This window comes from Kroppenstedtia sanguinis (genome assembly GCF_050433445.1).
Taxonomy (GTDB): Bacteria; Bacillota; Bacilli; order Thermoactinomycetales; family DSM-45169; genus Kroppenstedtia; species Kroppenstedtia sanguinis.
The window spans coordinates 25,602-39,415 of record NZ_JBNPXF010000009.1; the positions used below are offsets into that span (position 1 = coordinate 25,602).

The 13,814-nt window shown below is 52.3% G+C and carries 10 protein-coding genes and 2 pseudogenes; 5 read left to right on the forward strand and 7 right to left on the reverse strand.

Going from position 1 to position 13,814, the window contains the following annotated elements; translation table 11 throughout:
• Positions 1–191: 191 nt before the first annotated feature.
• A complete protein-coding gene (locus JOD24_RS07275; protein ID WP_380162796.1) occupies positions 192–560 on the forward strand; it encodes a DUF3899 domain-containing protein in 369 nt (122 codons plus the stop codon).
• A 47-nt stretch (positions 561–607) separates the two neighbouring features.
• Here JOD24_RS07275 and JOD24_RS07280 read toward each other — a convergent pair whose 3' ends face one another.
• The 3 genes from JOD24_RS07280 to JOD24_RS07290 form a co-directional block, all read right to left on the reverse strand.
• Positions 608–982 carry a PqqD family protein gene (locus JOD24_RS07280; protein ID WP_380162794.1) on the reverse strand — a complete coding sequence of 125 codons (375 nt, stop codon included), beginning with the start codon at positions 980–982 and terminating at the stop codon, positions 608–610.
• Between the two features lie 13 nt (positions 983–995).
• A complete protein-coding gene (locus JOD24_RS07285; protein ID WP_380162792.1) occupies positions 996–2,897 on the reverse strand; it encodes an OPT family oligopeptide transporter in 1,902 nt (633 codons plus the stop codon).
• A gap of 696 nt (positions 2,898–3,593) precedes the next feature.
• A complete protein-coding gene (locus JOD24_RS07290) occupies positions 3,594–4,958 on the reverse strand; it encodes a dipeptidase (RefSeq protein ID WP_429246647.1) in 1,365 nt (454 codons plus the stop codon).
• Positions 4,959–5,394: 436 nt separating this feature from the next.
• On the opposite strand from JOD24_RS07290, the gene JOD24_RS07295 reads away from it, so the two are divergent.
• Both JOD24_RS07295 and JOD24_RS07300 read left to right on the forward strand, forming a co-directional pair.
• A complete protein-coding gene (locus tag JOD24_RS07295; protein ID WP_429246648.1) occupies positions 5,395–6,804 on the forward strand; it encodes an FAD-binding oxidoreductase in 1,410 nt (469 codons plus the stop codon).
• A complete protein-coding gene (locus JOD24_RS07300; RefSeq protein WP_380162786.1) occupies positions 6,804–8,159 on the forward strand; it encodes a (Fe-S)-binding protein in 1,356 nt (451 codons plus the stop codon). Before JOD24_RS07295 ends, JOD24_RS07300 begins: the two co-directional genes overlap by 1 nt.
• A gap of 221 nt (positions 8,160–8,380) precedes the next feature.
• Here JOD24_RS07300 and JOD24_RS07305 read toward each other — a convergent pair whose 3' ends face one another.
• Both JOD24_RS07305 and abc-f read right to left on the reverse strand, forming a co-directional pair.
• Positions 8,381–9,472: a PQQ-dependent sugar dehydrogenase gene (locus JOD24_RS07305; RefSeq protein WP_429246649.1), complete on the reverse strand. Its 1,092-nt coding sequence runs from the start codon at positions 9,470–9,472 to the stop codon at positions 8,381–8,383.
• 126 nt (positions 9,473–9,598) lie between these two features.
• The gene (abc-f, locus tag JOD24_RS07310) at positions 9,599–11,239 is read right to left on the reverse strand and encodes a ribosomal protection-like ABC-F family protein (RefSeq protein WP_429246650.1); all 1,641 of its coding nucleotides are present in this window, start codon (positions 11,237–11,239) and stop codon (positions 9,599–9,601) included.
• Positions 11,240–11,635: 396 nt separating this feature from the next.
• Here abc-f and JOD24_RS07315 point away from each other — a divergent pair.
• Positions 11,636–11,746: pseudogene (locus tag JOD24_RS07315) on the forward strand (DivIVA domain-containing protein); the annotation flags it as partial.
• 42 nt (positions 11,747–11,788) lie between these two features.
• Positions 11,789–11,935 (forward strand): annotated as a pseudogene (locus tag JOD24_RS07320) (DivIVA domain-containing protein); the annotation flags it as partial.
• A 189-nt stretch (positions 11,936–12,124) separates the two neighbouring features.
• Here the strand turns inward: JOD24_RS07320 and JOD24_RS07325 are convergent.
• Both JOD24_RS07325 and JOD24_RS07330 read right to left on the reverse strand, forming a co-directional pair.
• A complete protein-coding gene (locus JOD24_RS07325; RefSeq protein ID WP_380162780.1) occupies positions 12,125–13,072 on the reverse strand; it encodes an aminopeptidase in 948 nt (315 codons plus the stop codon).
• A 57-nt stretch (positions 13,073–13,129) separates the two neighbouring features.
• The gene (locus JOD24_RS07330; protein WP_380162778.1) at positions 13,130–13,807 is read right to left on the reverse strand and encodes an AroM family protein; all 678 of its coding nucleotides are present in this window, start codon (positions 13,805–13,807) and stop codon (positions 13,130–13,132) included.
• Between the last annotated feature and the right edge of the window lie 7 nt (positions 13,808–13,814).

The window sequence follows — 13,814 nt, forward strand, 5'->3', positions numbered from 1 at the left end:
ATGATTACAGCGGGCATACTTGACCCGTTCATTATAAAGCAATTCACAGGGACAGAAAAGGGTTGTTGAAAAATAGGAATATTTCCGTATTCAATCATCAGGAACTTCGGAAGACATCAAACAAAGGAAGTACTTCCTTTGCTATAATAGATAGAACGAAAGCCCTTCACTACTCAAGGAGGAACCCCAAAATGATCCGAAGCCGTATATTTTGGACGGTCATTCTCGCTTTCATCAGTGTGACCATCTCCTACGCCGCCGGGGGCCATCTGACCGGAATGATCAATATCCTGTTCATGACCGGGCTGGTGCTGTTGATGCTGGCCGGGGGATATTATGTATGGAACGGCGGGTTTTTCAATCTGGTTTCAAAAGGATTTAAAATACTGATGCCTAATCGTTATCGAAAGGATTTCGGCTTTGAAGAGCCCCTCGATGGTTCTGGTAGCGAGGCAGAACAGGAAAAACGTGCCCGCATCTATAGCTGGATCGCCACGGTCGCTTTTGGGGTGGGGTTGATTGACACATCCCTTTCCTTTCTGCTGATTCCCTTGATTTAAACAACACAACCAAAACCCCCGTCCCATTTGGGTACGGGGGTTTGCTGTCAGGACTCTGTTTTCATCCAGACCCAACCGTTGGCTTCTGCAATTTGAAGATACTTCACCAGCCGGGGCAGAACCGGCTCAGCCTCTTCCCCGAAGGTATCCGTCAACCCTTGGGCAATCTCTTCTACAGTCTGATCTCCGTCACATCGGGACAGAACAAAACTACCCAACGGATCTAGCTTCACCTTGATCGTCTGCGGTTGTTTCAACCAACGCACAGATAGACGTTCCAACCAGCTATCCCGGGGAATGAGCAGACGGCAGCGAAAAACTCCGGCCTCTGAGTCGCTCTTCAAAGGTTCAAGAGTATAACGGTCCTTTAACAACGGCTTCATTTTCAACAGATTACTCCGCTTTTTCTTCTTCAAAAACATGGGATCCTTCCATTCACGAGTCCATAGTTTTGGCCCTGCGGGACACAACCCACAGCAGGAGGGTAACAACTAGGAAAACAGCAAGGGAAACCAGCTGATTTTCCGTGGCCACTTGGCCTTCCGGACTCATCCATTCGAAGAAAATCAGGGCGGCGATGATGACTCCTACCAGGGATTCCCCAGCGATCAGCCCGGAGGCGAACAGGGTCCCAGTGTTTTGCCGCGCTTTGCGCAAGGGTTCCTCCTTGCTGGACCAGTCGATCAGCCAGCGAATCAGCCCGCCGATCATCACCGGGGCGCTGATATGAACGGGAAGATACAGGCCCACGGCCACCACCAGCGAATTCATGCCAAGAAACTCAATCACAACCGCTGTGGCCGCACCCAAGAAGATCAGGTCCCAGGGCAGATTCCCCGCCATCAACCCTTCAATGATAATCTTCATCAGTACCCCTTTGGGAGCTGGCAGCTCCTTAGAACCCATCCCAAAGGAAGCGTCCATCACTACCAGCACAAAGCCGATGACCAAACTGGAGGCAACGACACCGATCATCATCGCTACTTGTTGTTTCCAGGGAGTCCCCCCCACCAGATAACCGGTCTTCAGATCTTGGGAAATATCACCGGCAACAGCTAAGGCCGTACAGATGATTGCACCCACGGTCAAGGAGGCGATCATTCCGCCGGTACCGGTCAGGCCCGTCATCTTGAAGATGACGGTTACGATCAGTATCGTCGCAATGGTCATACCGGATACAGGAGAGGAGGAGCTCCCTACAATCCCCACGATTCGGGAAGCCACTGCGACAAAGAGAAAGCCGAAGATCGCGATGGAGATCGCCCCGATGATGCCTACATTCGTTACAGGAGCAAAAGCGATGATCAAGACCAGGGCTAACACACCCAGGATCACCGAGGTAAAAGGGATGTCCCGATCTGTACGCTCCACCAATCCCTGTCCTCCCACTGAGGAGCCCCGAAGGCCACGAGCAGTATCTCCAATGGAACGAACCAAGGTGGGAAGGGTCTTTACCAGCGTGATTAGACCAGCGACAGCGACGGCACCCGCACCGATGTAATTAATATATCCACTCCAGATCCCCCAAGCATCCAATTTGGAGATCGGCTGATCCGCAGGAAAGAGCGTCTGAGTCGACCCGCCCCCGAAGAAAGATATCATCGGAATAAATACAATCCAGGCCAGTAAGCCGCCGGCGATCATTTGACCAGCGATCCGGGGACCGATGATAAATCCAACGCCCAGCAGGGAAGGGAGCGTATCCATCCCCACCACCGCGTTCTTCACCTTGGCGATGGAAGTCTCAATCTCCGTCTTGAAGAGAAACCAGCCATCGCCGAGGGCTTTGACTAAACCTCCCACCAAAAAGCCGGACAGAACCAGCCGCGCATTTTTCCCTCCAGTTTCCCCGGATTTCAAAACCTCTGCACAGGCTGTCCCTTCTGGATAAGGCAGGTTTTGATGTTCATTGACAATCAACATGCGTCGCAGGGGCACCATCATAAACACGCCCAGAAATCCACCAGTCAACACAATAAATGCGATCATCGCCTGGCTGGGCTGCAAATCCCACAGAAACAGGGCAGGAAGTGTGAAGACCGCCCCTGCTCCGATCGCTTCACCTGCGGTGGTCATGGTCTGAACAATGTTATTCTCCAGGATCGATTCCCGGCGGAAAATTCCACGCAGGATGGCCATCGAAATCACTGCAGCCGGAATCGAAGCACTCACTGTCAAGCCCACTTTCAGCCCCAGATAGGCGTTAGCGGCTCCAAACACCACTGCTAGCACGATCCCCAGCAGAACCGCGAGCAGAGTTAATTCCGGCAAAGATTTGGAAGATGGCACATAGGGAACAAATCCCGTGGAAGACTGCTTATTATGATCGCGACTCATCCATAACCCCTTCTTCTTTTTAAATTGATAAATTTCTCAATAATTACAGATATAGATATCTATAATATAAAAATTGGATTAATAAAAAGGATACCACCCCAAATCCTTCGTATACAAGAGAAATGGCAAAATGCTTCCATTAGCACAATTAGGAAAACTTCCCTATCAAAAACCCGTTCCCATGAAGGAACGGGTTGTGGCGAAACGCCTAGAAGAGTAGTAATTTACCTCGATCTTGGACGATTTTTTCAAGTGAAAAAAACCTTCACAAGGAGGGTGGAGTTTCCCATATAACGTTGGCTCGCCAGAACAAACGAAACAATAGGTGAAACCCCATCCCGACCATCCAAGATCCATGTAACACCACGCTTCTAGTACGGCTATAGATGGATTGGAGCGGATTCAAGGGAGTCCAACAGAGTCGACTGATGAACAGACTCCGACTCCAGTAAATACCCATGAGAGCAGGCGTGTCGATTAGCCATATTTAGGAAGGAGATTAGGTCGGGATGGTGGGACGGTGAAAAGCCTTTGCGCTCTTTGCAAGAGATCGGAGCGGCCCACCATCCCCGTCCTCTCAAGCCATATTTTACGATGGGGGCATTGGGAAGAGCGAAAAGGTCGTTTCGCTCCCACCATCCACTTGATGGTTCATCAACATCCCAAACATGAGAGACATCCGCCCTCTTAGCAATACTAAAGACTCTCTTTCAACTGGAGCCAGTAATAGCAAAGGGTAAGCAGCCCTTTATCAAAATTTCGAAGAGAAAAATACTCATTGGGCCCGTGTACATTTCCGTCAGGAAGGCCAAATCCCATTAGAACGACAGGAATCTCAAACTGGCGAGCCAGCGTTTCCACCACTGGAATCGAGCCACCGGCACGGATCCAATGACATGGAACCCCATATACATGTTCATAAGCTTCAGCTGCAAGCCGAATGGCAGGATGATTGATAGGAGTCATGTACGGTTTATATCCGGAGTCCTCTGCTGTCACCGTCACTTTTACACCTGGAAGGGCGTGCGCTAGAATATGCTTTTCCAATCGGCGGAAGATGACTTGAGGATCTTGCTCAGGAACCAAGCGACAAGTCACATGGGCATGTGCAGTGCTGGGAATGATCGTCTGCTCGCCTCCCCCACGGACTCCATGGATCTCCAAAGTAGGGCGAGCCCAAGCCCGCTCCAACATGGTATACCCTTCCTCTCCGAACAATTCCGGTACGTTCAGACGTTGGGCCCACTCAGTATCTCTAAAAGGAAGCCCGGCCCATGCTTCACGCTCCTCCTTTGTCACCGGCAATACTTCATCGTAAAAACCTTCCACAGCGATTCTTCCGTTGTCTTTCCTCATGCTGGACAACAGATGTACCAGTGCATGAAGGGGATTCTGCACGGCACCCCCATAAATGGAGCCCGACGGCAGACCCATTGCCGGACCCTGTACATCGATTTGAACACCGAGCAGGCCTCTCAACCCGTAACAGACAGCCGGTTGATTTTCACCAAGCATCGCCGTGTCTGATATCACCACCCAATCCGCCTGCAAAAGATCTGGATTGGCTTGCAGAAAAGGCGAGAAACTGGGGCTGCCAATCTCCTCCTCCCCTTCGATGCAAAATTTAATGTTGAAAGGGAGACGGCCTTTTAACTCCAATAATGCTTCGATCGCTTTGATATGCAGAAAAATCTGCCCTTTATTGTCGCTGGCCCCACGTCCGAACAGTTTTCCCTCCCGAATCTCAGGCTGGAAAGGAGGACTTTTCCAAAGTTCCATGGGTTCAGCGGGTTGAACATCATAATGGCCGTAAACCAGAACCGTCGGGCCATCGGGAGCATGTAACCAGTCGCCGTACACGATCGGGTAACCTCCCGCCGCAAACTCTTGCACATGTTCCAAACCCGCCTGGTGCAGAAGCCTGGCGACATGTTCAGCACAATGGAACATCTCCTTGCGGCCATCCGAGCCGGTACTCACACTGGGAATGCGGATAAAATCTTTCAGCTCTTCCAGGAGCTTGGCCCGTTTACCACTGAAATAGAGATGGATGAGTTCCATCCCAACGATCACTCCTTTTGCGATCTTTGATCCTATGAACCCTTTCCTTCCAATGTTAAACTTTCAATATAGACAGGCGGGATCCTGCTCACCAATCGATGTCATTCTAAAACCCAAAGTTAAGGAAGCACCATAGGCACTACAATCTTGACGGGCTGAAGCCCGAAATTAAGGAAGCACCACAGGCACTACAATCTTGACGGGCTGAAGCCCGAAATTAAGGAAGCACCACAGGCACTACAATCTTAAGGGGCTGAAGCCCAACGTTAAGGAATTTATCCCGCTCAGGGGAAAAGTCTGCTGAGAGAACATTTGGAATGTGGCAAATCCAATCAAGTTTTAAGGGACGACATCGGAGCGACCGGCACCTATACTTGTCAGGGAAATTTTCTGTAATCCATCATCTTCTGTTTTGAACGAAAGGAAGGGACCTCTCATGATATCTCCTGAAATCCAGGCAGAGCTGACGGCGATCGTGGGAGAGGAGCGGTTTCGGACAGATCCCGAAAGTCGGATCAGCCATTCCTACGACGCCACCCCCCTGTACCAAACCCTTCCCGCCGGGGTGATCTATCCCACTTCCACCGAGGAGGTGCAGGACATCCTGCGTATCGCTTCCAAACATTCCATGCCCATAGTCGGGCGCGGTTCGGGAAGCAATCTGAGTGCAGATACGGTGCCTCCCGAGGACGGGCTGGTCATGGTGATGACCCATATGAACCGGATCCTCGAGCTGGATCGGGAAAACCACACGATCACTGTCCAGCCCGGCGTCTACACGCAAAAGATCCACGACACGGTGGAGAAGGAAGGGCTCTTCTATCCCCCAGATCCCAGTAGCATGGCGATTTCCACCATTGGTGGCAATATCGCCGAGTGCTCCGGTGGTTTGCGAGGCCTCAAATATGGGACGACCAAGGATTATGTGCTCGGTTTGGAAGCCGTCTTAGCCAACGGCGAGAGAATCCAAACTGGGGGCAAACTATACAAGGATGTGGCTGGCTATGACCTGACCAAGTTACTGGTGGGGTCGGAAGGAACCCTGGCCATCATCACGGAAGCCACACTGAAGTTGATCCCCCTGCCGGAGAGTCGACGAGCGCTGGTAGCCCATTACACCGATCTGGATACAGCCGCCCGCACTGTCTCCCATATTCTTTCCGAGGGAATCATCCCTTGCACCCTTGAATTTATGGATCAGAAAACGATTCAGGTCGTGGAAGAGTATGCCCATATCGGGCTACCCAAAGAGATGGCAGCGATTCTGCTGATTGAGCAGGACGGCCCCCCTGTAGTAGTGGAACAGGATCTCCGACGAATCCGAGAGATCTGTCACGAAAATGGAGCTACTCATCTGGATGTGGCTCAAACGGAAGCGGAGGGAACTCGAGTGATGGCCGCCCGCCGCAACGCTTTGGCCGCCTTGGCCCGTCTCCGCCCCACCTTGATCCTGGAGGATACCACCGTTCCTCGTTCGGAAATTGCATCCATGGTGCGGGAGATCAACCGCATTGCCGACCAATATCAACTGAACATCTGCACCTTCGGCCACGCCGGGGATGGCAATCTGCATCCCACTCTGCTGACAGACGCCCGAGATCCCAATGAGATCCAGCGGGGGGAACAGGCCTTTGCAGATATTTTTGCCGCGGCCATCCGCCTCGGCGGGACCATCACCGGCGAACATGGAGTGGGCTTGGCCAAAGCTCCTTATCTGGAGTGGAAAACAGGCCGCATCGCCCTCGAGGTGATGAAAGGCATCAAAAAAGCCTTTGATCCCCAGGGAATCCTTAATCCCGGCAAAATCTTCACTGACACCCCTTCCAGAGAAAGGGGGAAAGCCTGATGGCCACAGTTCCGAAGAAGGAACCCAGGACCCCCACTGATTCCCCCTGGGGAGCCATGGAAGAAAGACTGAAATTGACCTTGGATCCAGACCAATTGACCCAGTGTATGCGCTGCGGATTTTGCCTGCCTTCCTGTCCCACTTACAGGGAAACAGGCCAGGAAGCGGCTTCGCCTCGGGGAAGGATCGCCCTGATGAAAGCGGTAAATGACGGTTTGATGACTCCGGATAAAACCTTTGCGGACCAGATGAGCTACTGTCTCGGTTGTCGTGCCTGTGAAACGGCCTGCCCGGCGGATGTGAAGTTCGGCCACCTCCTGGAACAGTCTCGGGCTGCCATCCATGAGCATTCCCCCCGTCCTCGTCACACCCACTGGATGGAAAACTTTTTCTTTCGTCATTTCTTTCCTCATCGGCGGCGTCTTCAGCTCGCTGGGATGCTGATGGCTTTCTATCAAAAATCCGGACTCCGCTGGCTCTTCCATCGAACCGGTCTGGCCAAAGTGTTCCTCCCTGAACACCTACGTCAGATGGATGAAGTATTGCCTGATGCCAGTTCCAGAGGCGTGGTGGAACGTTCTGGTACCTTTATTCCTGCCCAAGGGGAATTCCGGGGCCGAGTCGGCCTGTTTCGGGGTTGCATCATGGATGTGGCTTTTGCCGAGACCAATCGCAACACAGCCGAATTGTTGGCCGCTGCCGGTTATGAGGTGGTGATCCCTGAAAACCAGACCTGTTGTGGCGCTCTCCAGGCTCACGGTGGCGATGAAAAACAAGCCAAAGAGCAAGCCCGAGCCAATCTGCATGCTTTCAAAGAAGCAAAAGTCGATTGGATCGCCTCCAATGCTGGCGGATGCGGCGCCCAGTTGGTCGAGGTTCCCTACCTATTGCGAGATGAACCTGAATACGCCGAAGAAGCGCGCCAGTTTGGCGATCGGGTTCGTGACATCAGCCAACTGTTGGCAATAGGCAATCCCCTGCCTCTGGGTAAAGTGGATGCTTCCGTCACTTATCAAGATTCCTGCCACCTGCGAAACGGGATGCAAGTCTCTCAGGAGCCGCGACAACTGCTCTCATCCATACCGGGAACCCGGTATGTAAACCTCGTCGAAGCGGACCGTTGTTGTGGCTCCGCTGGCATCTACAACCTCACACATCCAGAGACATCGATGAGGATTCTCGATGAGAAGATGGAACATGTAGAATCCACTTCAGCTGATCTCCTCGTCACCACCAACCCCGGCTGTCTCCTGCAGATGAAGCTGGGCATCCAACGCTCCGGATTGGAAAATCGCATGCAGGCCGTCCACCTGGTCGACCTCCTGGCAGAGTCGGTCCGCAAAGGGACGGGCTGACGATAAAAGTGACCCTAACCAGGTCACTTTTAGCAAGATCTATTCACTTTAATCCAACAGAAATATATTTCATCTCCAGATACTCATCGATCCCCCAGCGGCCTCCCGAGGCCGCTTTACCTCACTCCGCCGAAGGAGGTTGGTCGTGAAGGGCATCCTGCCATTGACACCGACACTCCCCATTCAGCCTCCTCATTGCCAAGGGAGAGCCGGTTTTCGAATCACGGCGACCACTTGAACAGTCGGTCGTCTTCCTTTTTGGGAGTTCCTCTTCCATCTGTATTGTTGGTCAGCACATACAAATCTCCCTCCACAGCCACAATGTCCCGCAGGCGCCCTTTTCCGGTGAAGAGCTGCCCTGTCCGCTGTTTTTTCGTGGCAAAAAAGCGAATCTGTTCCCCGCGAAGCCCGGCGATGTACAGCTTACCATCCAGGGAGGCCAGTCCCGAAGGAGCCCAGGTGCGTTCCCCTGATTGGTACTGAGGGGAGACCATCCCTTTCTTTTTTTCATCTCCGGTGATCAGCGGCCATCCATAGTTTTTTCCCGCTTCAATCCGATTGATCTCATCCCGACCGGATTCGTCTCCCGATGGGCCATGTTCTGCACTGTAGAGAACCCCATCCTCCGTCCAGGACAAACCCTGGGGATTTCGATGTCCATAGCTGTAGACGAGGGAGCCGGGAAACGGATTATCCTTCGGAACAGAGCCATCCGGGTTCATGCGCAGAATTTTGCCCCCGAGACTGTCCAAATTCTGGGCGTTCTTCTCCTCTCCCCCATCCCCCGTTGTAATGTATAATTTCTCGTCGGGACCGATGGCCAATCTTCCTCCGTTGTGGATAAATCCGCCTGGAATCCCCTCCAATAAAGCTTTCTGCTCCTTCCAAACCCCGTCCTCCCGTTTCAACAAGATCACGCGGTTTTTCCGATTCTCTCCCTCCTGGTAGGTATGATAGGCGTATAACAGGCCGTTGTTTTCAAAATCCGCATGTGTCGCAATCCCAAGGAATCCACCCTCCCCTTCATGATGAACCTTTTTGTTCAGTTTCAACTTTTGTCGGACCGGCTTCCCCTTGGGGCGGTCCACTTCAACGATCGCCCCACCGCGTTCACTGATATAAAAATGCTGTTGGGTCGCCATTAGCGACCACGGAACACGTAGTCCGGTCACAACATCCTTCGCCCTTGCTTTTTCCTTCTGGGATTCCACGGATTGCGGTTTCTCTTTGTCCTCCGGTTCTCCCTGAGAGGAGGGGGGAGCGCTACAGGAAACCATCAACAGCATCACCAACAGGACTGCGAACCATTTCATCTGCTTTCCCTCCTGAAAAGGCTCTCTGCTATCCATTTCCCTTTCGGGAAGCAGATTCCTCTCAAAAAAGCCACCCTTCCAATTTTCCGTCAGGAAAAATCCCCCACACAGCCTCCTTCAATAGCATCAAACCCCTTTCAGTTGCCGCCGTTTCTCCTTGGCTTCATCATAATTCCCTTCAAAGCGAGTCAGTTTGCCTGCTTCCAGCCAATAAATCGGAGCAAACAATTTGTTGAGAAACCAGCGATCGTGGGAGACAGCTAGGATCGTTCCGGGAAAGCGCTCCAGGGCATCCTCCAGAGCTTCCCTGGAGTCAATATCCAGGTGGTTGGTCGGTTCATCCAAGATCAGAGCGTTTAAATCCTGATGCATCAACTGGGCCAGGCGAAGCCGCATCCGCTCCCCGCCGCTCAGATCTTTGACCTTGCGAAAAACCGCATATCCGTAAAAAAGAAACTGGGCCAGCAAGTGGCGAGCCTTCCCTTCTTCCACTGACACCTCTTCCCGGAAGGCTTCCAACACGGTTTGGTCAGGGTCTCCCTCCCATCCCTGTTGAGAAAGGTAGCCCACCTGGACTGAAGGTCCCACAGCCACTTCCCCCAGGTCTGCCGATTCTTCCCCTAGCAGAATTCGAAGCAGCGTGGATTTGCCTGAGCCATTGCTTCCGACGATGGCCACCCGCTCCCCGGAGCGGACCTGCAGGTGAACTCCGTCGAGAACCAACTGCTGTCCATACTCCTTGAACACCTCATCACACCGGAACACTTCCCGCCCACTGCGTTGATCCTGTTCAAAGGAAAGATCGATCTTTTTCCGCTCCAGCACCGGACGCTCCAGTTTCACCATCCGTTCCAGGGCTTTCTCCATGCTGGCGGCCCGACGATGGAGTCCAGCATTGGGTGGATTCGCTTGGTTGGCCCATTCCCGCAACCGTTTGATGGTCTCCTTCATTTTCTTGATTTTCTTCTGTTGCTCTTGATACGCCTGAAATTCTGCCAACAGCCGCTCTTCCTTCTCCTGCAGAAAGCGGGAATAGTTCCCCGAATAGAGAACGGCTTCCCCTCCCTCCAGATCGATCATTCGGGTGACGACCCGGTCCAGGAAATACCGGTCATGGGAAACGATCAGCACCGCCCCTGGGTAGGAGGAGAGAACATTCTCCAGCCACTCGATCGCTGTCAGGTCCAGGTGGTTGGTCGGTTCATCCAGCAGGAGTAGATCCGGTTCGGTGAGCAGAATCCGGGCCAGGCCCACCTTGGTCTTTTCCCCGCCACTCAATGAACCGAAGGGCCGGGCCAGCATCTCTTCCGACAGATTCAGCCCATGGGCCACCTGCCGGATCTTGGCTTCCACCTCATATCCGCCTCGCTCCTCATACTCCTCCTGGCAGGACTGATAGCGCTCCAATACCCGTTCCAATTCCTTTTCCCCCAGGTCGGGAGCGGCCATCTGCTCCGTCAACTTCTCCATCTTCTTTTCCAGCTGGAACACCTGGCGAAAAGGAACCCGCAACGCATCAGAGACCGTCGCTTCCGGATCCGCATCCGGGATCTGTTCCAAATAACCCACTTGGGCCCCTTTCTTGATGAAAATTTCCCCCTCATCCACTGTCTCCACACCCGCCAACAGTTGTAACAGGGTGGTTTTGCCACACCCGTTGGGACCGGTCAGTCCCACCCGGTCACCGGAGGTGATTTCAAAGCTGATACAATTTAATATCTGGTTTCCGCCCATCATTTTGCCCACTTGTTTTGCCGCACAGATCATGATTTTTTCCTCCTTTTTTGCACACAAAAAACCGCAGGCAAGGTTCTCCCTCGCCTGCGGTGATGATCTTTCCTCCGCAAAATCCGAATGAAGGGAATCCTTACGTGCATATCCTTCGATTCAAATGGCTAAAAAAGGGCATACGAATCCCCTGTGCGGCAAATCCATGAATCATATTGGCTTTTTCCCAATACCCAGCCATTTGATCGAAATACACGTTCCCCTCACCTCCTATAGATAGATAATTTTATTCTACTCGATTCACCTGTGATCTGCAAGGGATCGATTCTGGCCACGGAAACTTGTGAAAGGTGATTTCCTCCTCTCAAATGCTGAAATTGGTATAATAGACTCATACTACAGAGTTTTGCGTAAAAAAGATGGGGAGAGGATCAGATGTTGACACTGCTGGATCTTAAAAATCAGAAGTTTCGTCGGGCTTTTCGCGGTTATGATCGTGAAGAGGTAGATGCTTACATGATTCAAGTAATCGAAAGTTTCGAAGCGATCACTCGGAGAACAGACTGGTCATTGGAGCAAGGAGTGCCAGTGACCGCTGGGGGCAAACGATTACTCTCTCCTCTGGAGATGCACAATAAGGAGTTCAGGATAACTTTGATAGGTTACGATAGAGGTCACGTGAATGATTTCCTCGATCGGGTGATTCAGAGCATGGAACAGGTGATAAAAGAAAAGGCCTAACAGCCGACCACACTCGATCACCGTATGCGATCGCTTGGGACAGGGGGCCGTTTTTGGGACTCTTCTAAAAATGCTTACCGCTTGACAACCCTCTGTGGCAAAAGAAGCCCTTTTGCATGAATTGCAGAAGGGCTTCTTTGTCACAGTTTTACCGGGAGATCCCTTTCCAACTCGATCTGTAAGTCAAAAATTTGGAACCCCCTTCTCCATCACTTTCACACCATCGATATAGACATCCGGCTCTCTGACTACCAAATCGATATGGACTCCCGCTTCCACCACACCGCCAAAGGTATGGTTACTACCGAAAGCCACATGGATCGTCCCATACACCTTCTCATCTTCGAGAACCACCCCGGTGATCCTGGCCTTATCATTGGTTCCAATTCCAAATTCCCCCAACATGCGACCTGGACCGTCTCCCAACATTTCAAGTAGCTTGGCGGCGGCCTCCCCTTCCACCTGGACGAGACGCCCCTCTTCAACGGTCAGATACAAGGGAGAGTCCAATTTACCCAGCCCGGCCACGGAGCCATCGATCTTGATTCGACCTGAAGCCGAGCCCTCGACAGGGGCTACATATCCTTCACCAGAAGGGAGATTTCCCGACTCGCCAGGGTTGAGATACATCCCTGTACTGGCAACCCCCTTCCTCCCCTCCACCGAGAAAATGAGCTCTTCCCCGTCTTTGACGATCTTCACCTGCTTTCCTTTGCTGAGGACATCCGTCACTCTTTCTGTCAGTTCCTTCACTTTCAGATAGTCGGCGGTAATCGCTCCCTCTAAAAACATGTCGGAGGTGATTCCCGGCATCGTAGCCACCCTGACCCCCGCCGCTGCAGCTTCTTTTTTCGCACGAGTGTGAGTCAAGGAGTGCTCCGTAATACAGACGACCACATTCGCCTGTTTCATCGCTTCACTGATAGCCGCAGGAGGTTCCTCCCCTGATTTCTGCCTTTCTTTCATCACGGTGAGGACCGATTCCGCACCGAGCTGTTGACCTGCTCGATAGAGTGCACGAGCCAGCTCCAGCTTGCGATCGTCTGTCACGATCAGGAAAGATTCGCCACTCTTCAATCCCAGACATTGTTGCAACAACTGGGAACTGACCTCCACTGAACGCTCTGACATAGCTACATCCTCCTTCTCTCATCGGAAACATTAGTGATCCAGAACGATACCACCTCTTCAAATCATTTCAGAAACCAATTTGGCCATCAAGGAGTTGGAGAGGATCACCGGCACGTCGGATTGCCTGCGAATTAGATCCCTCATCTCTTCCACATACCCCATGCAATCCAGCAAAATCACATCCGCACCTTGTTCGACCAGGGATTGCGCCGCTTTTTTAAAGGATTGTTCATCGGAGCGATAGGGAGAGGCTGTGGAAACGAGAGGAGACAAACCAAACGCCTCCCACTTTTCCGCCATCGTATCCCGTTGTTCATCGAGGGGGGTAATCACGCCCAGTTGCCGGTTTTTCACCATCCCCGATACGGCAGGAGGGATGATTTGATCTGGTTCAATCAGGAAAGCCGACTTCGTCTGCAATCCACGAAAAACCCCGGTACACAGAACCAGGATCTGTTTGCATCCCTGGTTCTCCAATTCATCGATCCGCTTTTGCAAAAGTGGCTGGAGCTTCTCCCGGGACATCACCACCGATTCGGCGGTCAATAAGCGGGAGGTCAGCACATAATCGCCTGTTTCAGGGAAAAGAGTATCGTCGATCTCTGCTTTGGTCAGTCCATCCAAGGCACCTACCTGGATCATTTTCACCTGCTTACCCAGGTATTTTTCCAAGATCGGGCCCACATCGGAACGAGGAGCTTGTCCAATAGTAACAACACCTAATGGAGAGTTCATGTTCTCC

Coding starts and splice junctions, on each gene's coding strand:
- JOD24_RS07275 (WP_380162796.1), top strand. CDS start 192: ATGATCCGAAGCCGTATATTTTGGACGGTCATTCTCGCTTTCATCAGT.
- JOD24_RS07280 (WP_380162794.1), bottom strand. CDS start 982: ATGTTTTTGAAGAAGAAAAAGCGGAGTAATCTGTTGAAAATGAAGCCG.
- JOD24_RS07285 (WP_380162792.1), bottom strand. CDS start 2,897: ATGAGTCGCGATCATAATAAGCAGTCTTCCACGGGATTTGTTCCCTAT.
- JOD24_RS07290 (WP_429246647.1), bottom strand. CDS start 4,958: ATGGAACTCATCCATCTCTATTTCAGTGGTAAACGGGCCAAGCTCCTG.
- JOD24_RS07295 (WP_429246648.1), top strand. CDS start 5,395: ATGATATCTCCTGAAATCCAGGCAGAGCTGACGGCGATCGTGGGAGAG.
- JOD24_RS07300 (WP_380162786.1), top strand. CDS start 6,804: ATGGCCACAGTTCCGAAGAAGGAACCCAGGACCCCCACTGATTCCCCC.
- JOD24_RS07305 (WP_429246649.1), bottom strand. CDS start 9,472: ATGAAATGGTTCGCAGTCCTGTTGGTGATGCTGTTGATGGTTTCCTGT.
- abc-f (WP_429246650.1), bottom strand. CDS start 11,239: ATGATCTGTGCGGCAAAACAAGTGGGCAAAATGATGGGCGGAAACCAG.
- JOD24_RS07325 (WP_380162780.1), bottom strand. CDS start 13,072: ATGTCAGAGCGTTCAGTGGAGGTCAGTTCCCAGTTGTTGCAACAATGT.
- JOD24_RS07330 (WP_380162778.1), bottom strand. CDS start 13,807: ATGAACTCTCCATTAGGTGTTGTTACTATTGGACAAGCTCCTCGTTCC.